14 protein-coding genes are annotated in these 12,672 nt (G+C 65.4%); 10 read left to right on the top strand and 4 right to left on the bottom strand.

Going from position 1 to position 12,672, the window contains the following annotated elements; genetic code table 11:
• Positions 1-363 precede the first annotated feature (363 nt).
• The 3 genes from CDN36_RS00495 (at position 364) to CDN36_RS00505 (ending at position 4,178) form a co-directional block, all read left to right on the top strand.
• Complete coding sequence (locus CDN36_RS00495; RefSeq protein ID WP_287495713.1) at positions 364-2,706, top strand: cyanophycin metabolism-associated ABC transporter; 2,343 nt, start codon at positions 364-366, stop codon at positions 2,704-2,706.
• An 18-nt stretch (positions 2,707-2,724) separates the two neighbouring features.
• Positions 2,725-3,192 (top strand): cyanophycin metabolism-associated DUF1854 family protein, encoded by a 468-nt coding sequence (locus tag CDN36_RS00500; RefSeq protein ID WP_287495714.1) that lies wholly within the window; start codon positions 2,725-2,727, stop codon positions 3,190-3,192.
• Positions 3,193-3,269: 77 nt separating this feature from the next.
• Entirely contained in the window at positions 3,270-4,178 is a 909-nt protein-coding gene (locus CDN36_RS00505) for a recombination-associated protein RdgC (RefSeq protein ID WP_150554245.1), read from the top strand.
• Between the two features lie 108 nt (positions 4,179-4,286).
• Here CDN36_RS00505 and CDN36_RS00510 read toward each other — a convergent pair whose 3' ends face one another.
• Entirely contained in the window at positions 4,287-5,003 is a 717-nt protein-coding gene (locus tag CDN36_RS00510; protein WP_150554246.1) for an SDR family oxidoreductase, read from the bottom strand.
• Positions 5,004-5,200: 197 nt separating this feature from the next.
• On the opposite strand from CDN36_RS00510, the gene CDN36_RS00515 reads away from it, so the two are divergent.
• Entirely contained in the window at positions 5,201-5,797 is a 597-nt protein-coding gene (locus tag CDN36_RS00515) for a TetR/AcrR family transcriptional regulator (RefSeq protein WP_150554247.1), read from the top strand.
• 106 nt (positions 5,798-5,903) lie between these two features.
• On the opposite strand, the gene CDN36_RS00520 is transcribed toward CDN36_RS00515, so the two are convergent.
• Positions 5,904-6,809 carry a LysR family transcriptional regulator gene (locus CDN36_RS00520; RefSeq protein WP_150554248.1) on the bottom strand — a complete coding sequence of 302 codons (906 nt, stop codon included), beginning with the start codon at positions 6,807-6,809 and terminating at the stop codon, positions 5,904-5,906.
• 219 nt (positions 6,810-7,028) lie between these two features.
• Here CDN36_RS00520 and CDN36_RS00525 point away from each other — a divergent pair, with 219 nt between their 5' ends.
• The 3 genes from CDN36_RS00525 to CDN36_RS00535 all read left to right on the top strand — a co-directional run bounded on the left by CDN36_RS00525 (position 7,029) and on the right by CDN36_RS00535 (position 8,918).
• Entirely contained in the window at positions 7,029-7,742 is a 714-nt protein-coding gene (locus CDN36_RS00525) for an SDR family oxidoreductase (protein WP_287495715.1), read from the top strand.
• A gap of 23 nt (positions 7,743-7,765) precedes the next feature.
• The gene (locus CDN36_RS00530) at positions 7,766-8,557 is read left to right on the top strand and encodes an SDR family NAD(P)-dependent oxidoreductase (RefSeq protein WP_287495716.1); all 792 of its coding nucleotides are present in this window, start codon (positions 7,766-7,768) and stop codon (positions 8,555-8,557) included.
• 235 nt (positions 8,558-8,792) lie between these two features.
• On the top strand, positions 8,793-8,918 hold the full coding sequence (locus CDN36_RS00535) for a hypothetical protein (RefSeq protein WP_277396700.1): 126 nt from the start codon (positions 8,793-8,795) through the stop codon (positions 8,916-8,918).
• A gap of 95 nt (positions 8,919-9,013) precedes the next feature.
• Here the strand turns inward: CDN36_RS00535 and CDN36_RS00540 are convergent, their stop codons facing one another.
• Complete coding sequence (locus CDN36_RS00540; protein ID WP_039411560.1) at positions 9,014-9,202, bottom strand: hypothetical protein; 189 nt, start codon at positions 9,200-9,202, stop codon at positions 9,014-9,016.
• A 351-nt stretch (positions 9,203-9,553) separates the two neighbouring features.
• Between CDN36_RS00540 and minC the strand changes: the two genes are divergently transcribed.
• The 3 genes from minC to minE are packed head-to-tail and all read left to right on the top strand — an operon-like array spanning position 9,554 to position 11,473.
• Positions 9,554-10,339: a septum site-determining protein MinC gene (gene minC / locus CDN36_RS00545; protein WP_287495717.1), complete on the top strand. Its 786-nt coding sequence runs from the start codon at positions 9,554-9,556 to the stop codon at positions 10,337-10,339.
• A gap of 54 nt (positions 10,340-10,393) precedes the next feature.
• Complete coding sequence (minD, locus tag CDN36_RS00550) at positions 10,394-11,209, top strand: septum site-determining protein MinD (protein WP_150554252.1); 816 nt, start codon at positions 10,394-10,396, stop codon at positions 11,207-11,209.
• 9 nt (positions 11,210-11,218) lie between these two features.
• Positions 11,219-11,473: a cell division topological specificity factor MinE gene (minE, locus tag CDN36_RS00555; protein WP_010808102.1), complete on the top strand. Its 255-nt coding sequence runs from the start codon at positions 11,219-11,221 to the stop codon at positions 11,471-11,473.
• 140 nt (positions 11,474-11,613) lie between these two features.
• On the opposite strand, the gene CDN36_RS00560 is transcribed toward minE, so the two are convergent.
• Positions 11,614-12,570, bottom strand: coding sequence for a DUF1571 domain-containing protein (locus CDN36_RS00560; protein ID WP_287495718.1), 957 nt, complete (start codon positions 12,568-12,570; stop codon positions 11,614-11,616).
• Between the last annotated feature and the right edge of the window lie 102 nt (positions 12,571-12,672).

Consider the following 12,672-nt stretch of genomic DNA (forward strand, 5'->3'; position numbering starts at 1 on the left):
CGAGGCCGATTTCGGGCGGCGCAGCCGGTCGCGCTATTACAGTTAACTGGTTACTTAACGTGAAAATCCGCAAACGGTTGACCGTCGCAACAATATTTCCATTGTGCGGTGTGTCATCGGGGAACTCCGCGCCGCAAAGGGCGTCGCTGTGGTTATACTTGCGGCAAATTCGCGGACTGACAGGGAAAGTCCGCCTTGATTCTTCTCCGTTTGCCTCGATGTCCGCCCCTTGAGGACACGTCTGCCACAGCAATGACCGACACTTCCACCCCGGCGCCTTCTGGCGCTGCCACGCCGCAAGCCGCTTCCGATAGCGACGCCTCCGGTTCGCCTTCGCCTTCGCCTTCATCTTCGTCTTTATCCTTGCCTTCCGCCTCCCCCCTCGGCCGCAGTGCCGCCGCCCAGCCCTGGTATCCGGAAGTCGCCGCGCAACTGACCGCCGGCGAATCCGTGCTCGCGTGGCTGCCCGTGGACCTCGACGCCCAGTTGCATTTCGCCCGCGGCGTAGTGGTGGCCACCGAGCGCCGCTTGCTCGCACGCGAGCCGCGCCGCGATGGCGCGCACGGCGAATGGCGGTCGCTGCCGTACCGCGCCGACCTGTCGCTCTCGCACACGGACCACGCAGGCGTGGGCTCGCTGGAGGTGTGCGACGCGCGTGAGAGGCTCGCTCACTGGCGCTACACGCTCGGTCACAATCCGGCCGCGCTGCAGTTGATGGATAGGGTCGCGCGTGAGCGCGACGCGCTCGTCGCCGGGCATACGGCGACTGCCGAACCGGTCGAGGCGGGGGCGTGCCCGATCTGCCAGGCCGAGTTGCCGGCGGGCGTCGACGACTGCCCGCAGTGCAATTCCGAGACGGAAGCCCCACCGTCGACGTGGGCATTGCTGCGCCTGTGGCGCTTCGCGCGTCCGTACCGTTTCCAGTTGCTGGCCGGTTTCCTGCTCACCCTGTGCGCGACGGGCGCCACGCTGATTCCGCCGTATCTGACCATGCCGCTGATGGATAACGTGCTGATTCCGTTTCAGAACGGTCAGCCGATCGACTACGGCCGCGTGGCGATGTATCTCTCGGGACTGCTCGGGGCCGGTCTCGCGGCATGGGTGCTTGGCTGGGCGCGCACATACCTGCTGGCGAAGGTGTCGGAGCGGATCGGGGCCGATCTGCGCACGGCCACGTACTCGCACCTGCTGCGGCTCTCGCTCGAGTATTTCGGCGGCAAGCGCACGGGCGACCTGATGGCGCGCATCGGCTCGGAGAGCGACCGCATCTGCGTGTTTCTGTCGTTGCACCTGCTGGACTTCGCGACCGACGTGCTGATGATCATCATGACGGCGGTCATTCTCGTGTCGATCAACCCGTGGCTCGCCGTGGTCACGCTCGTGCCGCTGCCGTTCATCGCCTGGCTCATCCATCTGGTGCGCGATCGCCTGCGTCACGGCTTCGAGAAGGTCGACCGGATCTGGGCGGAGATCACTAACGTGCTCGCCGACACGATCCCGGGCATTCGCGTGGTGAAGGCGTTTGCGCAGGAAAACCGTGAAGTCGCGCGCTTCAAGGAGGCGAACCGGCACAACCTGGTGGTCAACGATCGCGTGAACCGCGTATGGTCGCTGTTTTCGCCGACCGTCACGTTCCTTACCGAAGTCGGCCTGCTCGTGGTGTGGATCTTCGGCATCTGGCAGATTTCCCGGCACGAGATCACGGTCGGCGTGCTGGCCGCGTTCCTCACGTACATCAGCCGCTTCTACACGCGTCTGGACTCGATGAGCCGCATCGTCTCGGTCACGCAGAAGGCGGCAGCCGGCGCCAAGCGCATCTTCGACGTGCTCGATCACGTCTCGAACGTGCCCGAGCCGGCCAACCCCGTGCACCTGAAGGAAGTGAAGGGCGCCATCGACCTGCGCGACATCGGCTTTCGCTACGGCAACCGTTCGGTGATTCGCGGCATGGACCTGCGTATTGCGCCGGGCGAGATGATCGGGCTCGTGGGCCATAGCGGTTCGGGCAAGAGCACGCTGGTCAACCTGATTTGCCGCTTCTACGACGTGGCCGAAGGCGCGATCCAGATCGATGGGGTCGACATTCGCGCGCTGCCGGTCTCGGAATTTCGCCGTAACGTGGGGCTCGTGCTGCAGGAGCCGTTCCTGTTCTTCGGCACGATCGCCGACAACATTGCATACGGCAAGCCGAACGCCACGCGCGCCGAAATCGTGGCGGCCGCGCGCGCGGCGCACGCTCATGAGTTCATTCTGCGGTTGCCGCACGGTTACGACTCGCTCGTGGGCGAGCGTGGCCAGGCGCTCTCGGGCGGCGAACGCCAGCGTATCTCCATCGCGCGGGCGCTGCTGATCGATCCGCGCATTCTGATTCTCGACGAGGCAACCTCGTCGGTGGACACCGCCACCGAGAAGGAAATCCAGAAGGCGCTCGACAACCTCGTCAAGGGCCGCACGACGATCGCCATCGCGCACCGCCTCTCCACGCTGCGCAAGGCCGATCGCCTCGTGGTGCTCGACCGCGGCAAGATTGTCGAGGTTGGCAATCACGACGAGCTGATCGCGCGCGAGGGCGCGTACTACAAGCTTTACCAGGCCCAGCAGCGCAACGTCGACACCGACGTGGACGACGTCGTCGCTTCGGCCGAAGCGGCCGCCACCGTTGCCGCCGTGGCGGCTGCGCCGGCCCAGCCGCTCTCCGTCAACTGAACGTTCGCGAAGCTCCTCATGCAGATTGATTTCACTCTCTCGCGCAACGCCTTCGGCCGTCTGGTGCTGACCGATGCGGCGGGCGTCGCCCACGAAGGCGTGGTGCCCGTGCGCGCCTTTCCGATCGCCGCGCCCGAGGCGGGCCTCGCTCTCGTGAGCACCGAAGGCCGCGAACTGGTCTGGCTCGACTCGCTCGACGCGCTGCCCGCCGCGATGCAGGCGCTTGTTCGCGAAGAGCTCGCCGCGCGCGAATTCATGCCGGAAGTGCTGCGCATCAAGGGCGTGTCGACCTACGCCACGCCCAGCACGTGGACCGTGGAGACGAATCGCGGCGAGGCGTCGTTCGTGCTGCGCGGCGAGGAGGACATCCGCCGCCTGGGTGGGCAGACGCTGCTCATCACCGATAGCCACGGCATTCACTTTCTCATTCGCGATGCGGGCAAGCTCGACAAGCCCAGCCGCAAGATCCTCGACCGCTTCCTCTGACGCGAAACGCGTCGCGGGATTCGCCGCGCTTCGCGTCGCTGGTAGAATCGCTGCTTTTGCTTGTTGCGGTGATGCCGATGTGGTTCAAGAATCTTCAGTTGCACCGAATTCCTGCCGGTTGGTCCATGAGCGTCGCGCAAATGGAAGAGGCGCTCGAGAAGCACGCCTTCCGCGAGGGCGGCAGCCTCGAATTGCAGGTGCAGGGCTGGGCGCCGCCGCGTGATGGCGGCGAGCTCGTTCATAGTGTCAATCGTCAGTTCCTGCTGGCGTATCGGGCGGAGAAAAAGCTGCTGCCCTCGACCGTGGTGAATCAGGTCACGCGCGCCAAGGCCGCCGAACTGGAGGAGCAGCAGGGCTTCAAACCGGGCCGCAAGCAGATGCGGGAGCTCAAGGAGCAGGTCACCGACGAGTTGCTGCCGCGTGCGTTCGGCATTCGTCGCGATACGCGCGTATGGATCGACCCGGTCAACCGCTGGCTGGTCATCGACGCGGCCTCGCCCGCGAAGGCCGACGAAGTGCGCAGCCTGTTGCTCAAGACGCTCGACATCGTGCTCGAACCCGTGGAGCTCAACGAAGCGCCAGTCGCGATGATGACGTCGTGGCTTGCCGGCAACGAAGCCCCGTCGGGCTTCACCGTCGATCAGGACGTGGAGCTGCGCTCGAACACCGACGAGAAGGCGGCCGTGCGCTACGTGCGCCACCCGCTCGACGGCGCGGACGTGCGCCAGCATATCGAGGCCGGCAAGCGCTGCACCAGGCTGGCAATGACGTGGAACGACCGTATCTCGTTCGTGCTCACGGACGCGTTCATCATCAAGCGTGTGACGCCGCTCGACGTGATCAAGGACGCCGCCGACCCGACGGCGGAAGGCGAAGCCGAGAAGTTCGACGCCGACGTCGCGCTCATGACGGGCGAGCTCGCACGCATGCTCGATGATCTGGTCGAGGCGCTAGGCGGGGAGCGCCAGATGGACAAGGCCGCCTGAGTCACTTGCGTCACCTGCGTCACCTGCGCCACCTGCGCCACCCGAGGCCGGCGGCAACGGCGCACGCCAGGCGTTTCGCCCGCGGCAGGCCGCGCTGCCGGCACCCGATCAGAACTGCGTCTGCGCTCGCGTGTCGCCGAGATAGATGCCTTGCGAGAGCCCCTGCCTGACCTGTCGCGTGGCGTCGTCGACGCACACTTCCTCCTCGCCGGCCTCGATGGCGTCATAGGCCTGACGTACCACCTCGGCCGGCGCGATCTTCTGTGCTTCGAAGCCGCGCGTCAGGTCGGTGTCGATGAAGCCCGCGTGCAGACCCACCACGAGCGTATTCTGCTCGCGCAGTTCCTTGCGCACGCCATTGGTCAGCGACCATGCGGCCGCCTTGGTGATCGAGTATTCCGGAATCGCGCTCGAACTGATCCAGCTCACGATGGAGAGCACGTTGAGCAGTGCGCCGCCGCCGTTGCGCCCGAGCGTGCCCGCGAAGGCCTGCGTCATCGACAGCACGCCGAACAGGTTCGTCTCCAGCGTGGCGCGCAGTAGCTGTGCCGAGCCGGGACGGGTGAGCCCCTCGGTCAATCCCGCCGTGCCCGCATTGTTGATGAGCAGCGTGACGTCACCGGCCAGCGCTGCGGCGGCGGCCACGTCGTCCGGATCGTTCACGTCGAGCTTCACCGGGATGACACCCGGCAGCGTAACCCTGGACGGATCGCGCGATCCGGCATAGACCTTCTTCGCGCCGCGCGCGAGCGCCTGTTTGGCGAATTCCAATCCCAGACCACGATTGGCGCCCGTGATGAACACCACGGCATTTTCGATCTTCATTTCCATAACTCCGGTAGAGAGGGGACGAGTGGCCCGGTCATTGCGCGGCCTGGGCTATACTTCATGACGATTGTGATCGACATCGTCATGTGTCAGGCATTGTGCCGAGTCCGGCAGCGCCATGTCAATGGTGATCAACATTGTCTTTTTCGATGGCAACGATAGGCGCGATGGCGCCGGGTTGCGGGGAGTACGTGATGGGGATTTCGAGAGAGCAGGCGGCGGAGAACCGCGAGGCGATCGTGGCGGCGGCCGAACGGTTGTTTCGCGAGCACGGCGTGGACGCGGTGGGGCTCAGCACATTGATGAAGGCCGCGGGCTTCACACAGGGTGGCTTTTACAACCACTTCAAATCGAAGGACGCGCTGGTCGAGGCGGTCATGGCCCGTGCCGTGGCAGGCAACGTCGGCCTGCTGGCCGGGGGCGATGCGCGGGCCGAGGCGGCGCTGTCGCCGCAAGCGGCCGTGGCCCGTTACCTGTCACCGGAGCATCGGGACAACGTTGCGTGCGGCTGTCCGATGGCGGGATTTGCCGGCGACGCGCCGCGCATCGGCGAGGCCGCGCGGGCCTGTTACGCGGCCGGGCTGGCCGAGGTGATCGCACGCATGGCGGCCGCCGGCGTCGCACGCGGCATGTCGCCTGGGCAGGCGAGTCAGGCGGCGATGGCAAGATTCGCGCAGATGGTCGGCACGCTGGTGCTCTCGCGCGCCGTGGCGGGAGCAGATCCCGTGCTGTCGGACGCGTTGCTGGCGGCGGGCCGGGAGGCGCTCAATGGCGCCGAGGCACACGAATGACGTGCTCGGTCACTGGCGCGTAAGAGAAAGGCGCACCGCGCGCCGCGCGTGGGAGAGAGGCGCACCGCGTGCGGCGCGTGGCGGCACGGGCGCGAAGGCGGCGAAGTCAACGCTGCGGCCAGCGCCACGAGGCGCGCAGCCGGTCGCGCAGGAAGTCCACGAACGCTCGCGTGCGCGGCGCGAGATGGCGGCTGTGCGGATACACCGCATGAAGCGGCGACGCCGGAATCTGCATCGCGGGCAATACGCGAACGAGGCGCCCGGCCCGGATGTCGTCGCCCACATCCCAGATCGATTTCTGCGCGATGCCCGCGCCGTGCAGCGCCAGTTCGTGCGCGGTGTCGCCATCGTCCACCACGTAGGTATCGCGCACCTGAACCCGTAACGTTTCGGAGTGCCATACGAATCGCCAGTCGCCGTGGGGCGCGTTGCCGAACAGGATGCAGTCGTGCTGCTGCAGATCGCCGAGCTCGTGCGGGGTGCCGCGGCGCGCCAGATAGTCGGGTGAGGCGACCAGCACGCGGTAGTTGGGCGCGAGTTCCTGCGCCACGAGGCTGGAGTCTGGCAGGGAGCCCACGCGAATCGCGACATCGGTGCCGTGCGCCACCAGGTCGACCCACAGGTCGGTGAGCTCGAGATGCACCTTCAGGTCGGGGTGGCGTTCGCGAAACGCCACCAGCAGCGGCGCCAGGTGGCGGCGGCCGAATGCGCGCGGGGCGCTGATGCGCAGCACGCCGCCGACGGTTCCCGCCTGTCGCGTCATGAGGCGCTCTGTCTCGGCAATTTCGGCGAGGATGCGCTGGCAGCACGCGTGAAAGACCTGGCCTTCCTCGGTGAGCGCCTGCCTGCGCGTGGTGCGATTGAGCAGCCGCACGCCCAGGCGCTGCTCGAGCAGCCCGAGCCGCTTGCTCACGACCGCGAGCGACAGCCCCATCTCGCGCGCGGCCGCCGACATGCTGCCGGTGGCGACAACCCGATCGAAGAGCGTGAGGTCAAGCGTTTGATCGATCATTTCCTGTCGGTTCGTGTCAGTTCGTGTTGATTATCAATATTTTGAAGAGAGTCATTCAGTCTGAAGGTGGATTATCGTCCTCTTCGATGAGGATCACAATGGCGCCATGACATCGCGCAGGGACGGTGCAGGGCGCCGGCGCGGTGTCCGTGCGCGGCGATCCGCCGGATCGCTTTGCAGCGAACTCAAACCGTATCCATCGTTTCCAGGAGTCATGCCATGTTCAATTTTGAAGGTCAGCGCGTGTTGGTCATCGGCGGCAGTTCCGGCATCGGCCGCGCTGCGGCCCAAGCGTTCGCCAGGGCCGGGGCGGCGCTCACCATCGCCTCGCGTAATCAGGCCAAACTCGACGAGGCGCTTGCCACCATCGGCAACGCCGCGCGTGCGGCCGTGCTCGATACGGGCGACGCCGCTGCGATCGAGCGCTTCTTCGCCGAGCACGCGCCGTGGCACCATGTGGTGATGTCGGCCGCGCAAACGCCGACGGGTCCGGTGCGCAAACTCTCGCTCGACGATGCGCATGCCGCCTTCGACAACAAGTTCTGGGGCACCTATCACGTGGCGCGTTTCGCCCGCATCGAGGACGGTGGCTCGCTCACGCTGACGTCCGGCTACCTGAGCGTGCGGCCGAGTACGTCGTCGGTGGTGCAGGGTGCCATCAACGCGGCTATCGAGGCATTGGGCCGCGGCCTGGCGCTGGAACTCTCGCCGGTGCGCGTGAATACCGTGTCGCCGGGCCTGACGGTCACGCCGCTGTGGAACAAACTCGCGCAGGCCGATCGCGAGGCGATGTACCGAAACGCTGCCGAGCGCTTGCCGGCACGCCGCGTGGTGGCCGCCGAAGACGTCGCCAACACGATTCTCTATCTCGCAGGCACGCCGAGCGCCACCGGCTCGACGGTGCTGATCGACGCAGGCGGCGCGATCGCCTGACGATCCACACTCGAGGAGGCTCCATGCATATCGATCTGAAGGAAAAAATGGCGCTGGTCACGGCGTCGACGGCCGGCATCGGCTTGGCCATTGCCCATGGGCTGGCTGCGGCCGGCGCCACGACCATCATCAACGGCCGCTCGCGCGAAGGCGTGGACGCCGCCGTCGCGAAGCTGCGCGCCGCGCTGCCCGAGGCGCAGGTGCGCGGGCTGGCGGCCGACGTATCGAGCGCGGCCGGCTGCGACACGCTGGCACGCGCCGTGCCCGACGTCGACATTCTCGTGAACAATGCGGGCATCTTCGGTCCGCAGGACTTTTTCGAGATCCCGGACGAGCGCTGGCAGCACTTCTATGACGTCAACGTCATGTCGGGCGTGCGCCTCTCGCGCGCATATCTGCCCGGCATGGCCGCGCGCGGCTGGGGTCGCGTCGTGTTCATCGCTTCGGAGTCGGCGCTGAACATTCCGGACGACATGATTCATTACGGAATGACCAAGACGGCGCAACTGGCCATTTCCCGAGGCCTGGCCAAGCGCATGCGCGGCACGGGCGTGACGGTCAATGCCGTACTGCCCGGTCCGACGCTCTCCGACGGCATGGCGGCGATGCTGCACGCCTCGGGCATGCCCGACGACGCCGATATGGAACAGGCCGCGGCAACGTTCGTGCGCGAGCACCGTCCGAGCTCGCTGATCGGACGGGCGGCCAGTACGGAGGAAGTCGCGAACATGGTGGTTTATGTTGCGTCGCCGCAGGCGTCGGCGACGACCGGCGCGGCCCTTCGCGTCGACGGCGGTGTGGTCGACTCGCTGTGAATCGCTGCTGCCGTGAGCAGCGCAAGCGCCGTATCCTGGCATTGCAGGGCGCCGGCGTGCTGCGCTGCGCAAGCGAGCCGGGCCCACCCACGCAGCACTTTTGACCCGGCGCAAACGCGGTATACCCGAATGACTTTCGGGTACCCAATTCGATAGGGATTGCCTAGAATGAAAGCGTGCCATCCCGCCATGTCGAAGTTAGGAGGCCGCGATGCTTACAGGGAGCTTGATTGCAATGTTGGTAATCGTGCTGGTCGTCGGCGCCGCCGTCGCCTGGCTCGTGGATCGCAACTGGTGTCGCGAACATCCCGCGGCGCGCCACACGTGGCGCCGGCACCGCCGGGACGTGCGCCACGGTTGAGCCCTACACGCCTCAGGGGAGCCCGCGCCAAACAAAAAGCCCGCCGAAAGGCGGGCTTTTTGTTGTTGCTTACACCTCAACAACGGGCTGGGCGCTCAGGCAACGGCCTGAAGGACATACTTGCCCTGGACAGTCAGTCGCGGGGATTTCCCACCCGTTTCCAACTCTTCCCATTCGATCAGTTTGCTCTCGAGCAACGATTCGAGGTCCGGGCGATCAAGCTCCACTTGTTCCGGAGCGTCCTTGACCAGCATCAGGGTGGCAAATTCATGATGACTCAGCATCTTCGTCTCCCGGTTTGCGGTTCCACTGGGGGTCCCTCGTCAGGGACTTTAAGGATAGGTCACGAATATGGCACTTGTGCGACAAAATTCGTACTTTCGATGCTGCTATGCAGCATTTCTCGTGGCGACTTCCCCCGACGCCAGCATAAGCTCGCAGGGTGACATTACGATGTCATTCCGATAGCATTCCCGCCGCTCCGGAATGCATGCAGAATTCATCTGAATGCTGCGCTGCAATAGTGACGAAATTCATGCCGCGCACGCGCTTATGTCGCTTATTTTGGGTTTGCTCGGGCACGAGGGACGGTAGAATGGCCCAATTTGCCAGCAATTCGCGCACAACAACCTGACATGCCGCAAAAGAAAACGCCGTACTTCGAGTTACGCAGCGGTGCAGTGGACACGCTGCATTTCGTGGTCAAGACGCCTGAACTGGATACGCTGCGCACCGAACTGGCGCAACGTTTCGAAGCGACCCCGGAATTCTTTGCCGGGGACACCGTCGCCATCGACGTGCGGCGTCTGGCGGGCAACGAGCGTGTTGCCGTGCCGGCGTTGGCCGAAATGCTGACTGAATTTCGCATGAAGCCGATCGGTGTGGTCGCCAATACCGAGCAGGCCGACTGGGCGGTGGTGGAGGGTCTGCCGCGTCTGGATAGCCACGAGCGGCGCATCTCGCGCACTCCGCGCGACGCGGGCGGTGCCGGCGACGACGAGGGGGCGCCCGCCGGGCAGCCTGCCGGGGCCACTGCTGCCGCCGCCGCTGTTGCCGGCGGCCCTGCGCCGGCCGAAGCCTCCGCCATCGCTTCGACCATCATCGACAAGCCGTTGCGTTCGGGCCAGCAGGTCTACGCGAAGGGTGACCTGATCATCCTCGATCTCGTCAGTTACGGGGCCGAGGTGATCGCCGAAGGTAATATTCACATTTACGCGCCGCTGCGGGGGCGGGCGCTGGCAGGCGTGAAGGGCAAGCTCGATGCGCGCATCTTCTGCACCTGCCTCGAGCCCGAGCTGATTTCCATCGCCGGAATTTACCGGACCGGTGAGCATGCGCTGCCGCCTGAAGTGCAGGGGCGTTCGGTGCAGGTGCGGCTGGTAGACGACAAATTGATTTTCGAGCCCCTGGGGCTCAAGTGATTCGTAGCTAAGGTAGCTAATTTCATCCTCAATAGTTTGGGAAGGCATCGACAGATGGCAAAAGTGATTGTGGTGACCTCTGGCAAGGGTGGCGTCGGCAAGACGACGACCAGCGCCAGCTTTTCCGCCGGCCTCGCCTTGGAGGGGCACAAGACGGCAGTCATCGATTTCGACGTCGGCCTGCGCAACCTCGATCTGATCATGGGTTGCGAGCGCCGCGTGGTCTACGACCTGATCAACGTGATCCAGGGCGAGGCGAACCTCAATCAGGCGCTCATCAAGGACAAGTCCTGCGAGAACCTGTTCATCCTGCCCGCCTCGCAAACGCGTGACAAGGAAGCGCTCACGCAGGCAGGCGTGGAGAAGGTCATCAACGACCTTGCCGACATGGGCTTCGAGTACATCGTGTGCGATTCGCCGGCCGGTATCGAATCGGGCGCGCTGCTCGCCATGCACTTCGCCGACGAGGCGCTCGTGGTGACGAACCCCGAAGTGTCGTCGGTGCGTGATTCGGATCGCATCCTGGGCATTCTCTCGTCGAAGACGAAGCGCGCCATCGAGGGCAGCGAGCCGATCAAGGAACACCTGCTCATCACGCGCTACAACCCCAAGCGCGTGAACGACGGCCAGATGCTCTCGCTCGAAGACATTCAGGAAATCCTCCGGATCAAGCTCATCGGCGTGATTCCGGAGTCGGAGTCGGTGCTGCACGCATCGAACCAGGGCACTCCCGCGATCCATCTCGACGGCACCGACGTGGCCGACGCATACCGCGACGTGGTGAGCCGATTCAAGGGCGAAGACAAGCCCATGCGCTTTACCGACTATCAGAAGCCGGGGTTGTTTCAGCGCATTTTCGGCTCGAAGTAAGGAGCGCCCATGTCCTTCCTGTCTTTCCTCCTGGGGGAGAAGAAAAAGACCGCCGCCGTTGCCAAGGAGCGCCTGCAGATCATTCTGGCGCACGAGCGCGCGGGCTCGTCGCCGCCGGCCGATTATCTGCCGGCGTTGCAGCGCGAGCTGGTCGCCGTCATCTCCAAGTACGTCAAGATCGCCCAAGACGACATCAAGGTCAGCGTCGAGCATCAGGACAACCTGGAAGTGCTCGAGGTGAAGATCGAATTGCCGCAGACCTGAGCGGTCTAGGCACGGCGACGCCAACGCGCGTCGCCGGTCGTCGCGTGGCTGCCGACGCGCAGCATGGCCATGCCGTGCCGTGCGAATGAGCGAGACGGCCCGCCACTCCGCTGTGGGGCGGCGGGCTCCCGCCATGTCCGTCAGAACTTGTAGTCGGGATTCTTCGGATCGAACGTGAGGTCGGTCCACGTCTGTCGGCGCACCTTTTCGAAGCGCATTTCCTCGATCTTCTGCCCTGCGGCGTCCCACGCCTCGATGCCGCGCGGGCGCCCCGTCCTCAGATCGAGCAGCACGCGCGACCGGTTCGCGTAATGCTGCGGCGGCCCTGACGGCGCGTCCCATTCGAGCGCGGCCACGCGCACGCCATTCAGTTCGGACACCGATATTCTTGCCGGCTTCTCCGGGAGTCCGGCGGCCCGGAAGCTGCGGCCGTCATGCGCGATCTGCTCGGCGATGAATGCGAAGCCCAGGTCGCGCACGGTGTGATTCGATTGCGAGCGCGCGAGCGGCCCGTCGATGCTGCTCCAGATCGACGTGAAGCCCAGGATGCCGCCGAGATGACCGTACATTTCCTTCGGATTCCTCGTCTCGTCGTAGATGATCTCCTGGCCGGCATGAGCGCCGTCGGCCAGCCACTTGGCGTAAATCTGCAGCGGCTTTTCGCGGATTTTCACGAGCATGTGATCGGGTGTGCCCTGCCACTGGTCGTTGATGCGCTCATGGCGCGTGAGTTCGTACTGATACTCGGGCATGGCGGCCGCTTCCGCCTTGAGGAACCGAACCAGCGCGTCGGGCGAGAGTGCCTGCAGGTGGGCGACGATCTGCGCGTCGCTCATCTTCGCGAATTCGCCGCTTTTGATCGCGCGCGAGAACCATTGCGCTTGCGCCGCGACGGGCATGGCGGCGAGCCGGGTCGCGTCGGCGTCGTTCGGCGTGGCGCCTGCGGCACCCGCCCCGCTTGCCGCCGACGCCGTCGGGCTCGCCTGAGGAGCGGTTTGTGCGCACGCGACCGATGCGCTCAACACACCGGCGGCCAGCGTGAGCGGCAGCCAGCCGAGTACGAGCGCCAGACGTCCCACGCGCGGCGCTCGCCACATTGCGTGGCGTGGATGGAAACGCCGCTTGCCATGGCGGCGCGCAGGTGTTCGGGCAATCGAATTGCGAAAGATGACCATTGTCGTTGTCTCCCTGAATCGATG

The organism is Pandoraea sp. CB10b_02 (assembly GCF_002216225.1).
Classification (GTDB): Bacteria; Pseudomonadota; Gammaproteobacteria; order Burkholderiales; family Burkholderiaceae; genus Pandoraea; species Pandoraea nosoerga.